The 1,045-nt window shown below is 67.8% G+C and carries 1 protein-coding gene; it reads left to right on the forward strand.

Features of this window, described 5'->3' with window-relative positions; translation table 11 throughout:
- Nucleotides 1–73: 73 nt before the first annotated feature.
- Nucleotides 74–1,021 carry a hypothetical protein gene (locus D4765_RS19030; protein ID WP_136643876.1) on the forward strand — a complete coding sequence of 316 codons (948 nt, stop codon included), beginning with the start codon at nucleotides 74–76 and terminating at the stop codon, nucleotides 1,019–1,021.
- The last annotated feature ends 24 nt before the right edge of the window (nucleotides 1,022–1,045 follow it).

Below are 1,045 nucleotides of genomic sequence, written 5' to 3' on the forward strand. Positions count from 1 at the left end.
GGCCGGGAGGGGAGGGACCGGGGGCTGTGGATAAGTTCGGCGAAAGGGCGGCGGGTGGGGGCAGGATGTGCGGATGCCGAAGCTCACGCCGCTCCCGCCCAGCCTTGCCGGCCGATCATTCTCCGTCGCGCGCGCGGCCCAGTCTGGCGTAGGCCCCGAGAGGCTCAGATCCAGCGACCTGAGGCAGCCGTACCGGGGTGTGCGAACTCCCCTGCAAACGTTCACGACCGTGGAGCAGCAGTGCGCGGCCTACTCCGAACGCCTGCTGCCGGGTCAGTTCTTCAGCCATCTGACCGCTGCCCGGCTCTGGAACCTTCCACTGCCCACGCGCTTTCACACCGATGAAGCGATTCACGTGGCGACTGTCCGGCCCGGGCAAAGGGTGCGGTGCCGGGGTGTCGTTGCACATCAGCTCGACGGGCGACTGCATGCGGCGGGGCGCGTGGGGGCGTTTCGGGTGAGCGACCCCGAGAGCACGTGGTGCCAGCTGGCGGGCATCCTGAGCATTGACGCGTTGATTGTCGCGGGTGACGCACTTGTGCATGTTCCGCGATACTTCGACGAGACCGCTCCGGCGCCCAGGCCCTACTCGACGCTCTCCCTCCTCACCCAGAAGGTCGACAGGTTTCGGGGGCCGGGCAAGACACGGCTACGGGAGGCCCTGGGGCTCGTTCGGGTTGGTGCGGCTTCCCCTACCGAAACCGCACTGCGACTGCTCATCGTTCGGAGCGGTCTGCCCGAGCCGACGCTCGACGCGGAGATTCGCGACCGGACGGGGCGGTTTATTGCGTGGGGTGACCTGTACTATCCCCGCGAGCGGGTGATGGTCGAGTATGACGGCGACCATCACCGCACGAGTACCTCCACCTACGAGAAAGACCAGATTCGCGCCGAGAACATTCGCGACACGGGCATTCGTCAGATCAGGGTTCGGATGCGCGGGCTCTCCGTCGATGCCGCTTCGACAGTCGCACGGCTTCGCGTAGCTCTCGCTTCCCGTCCCCTCCCCCCGGTGCGCTGACCGCCCTCGCGCGGCGCCCTCCCC

The sequence above is a fragment of the Subtercola vilae genome, assembly GCF_004923255.1.
Classification (GTDB): Bacteria; Actinomycetota; Actinomycetes; order Actinomycetales; family Microbacteriaceae; genus Subtercola; species Subtercola vilae.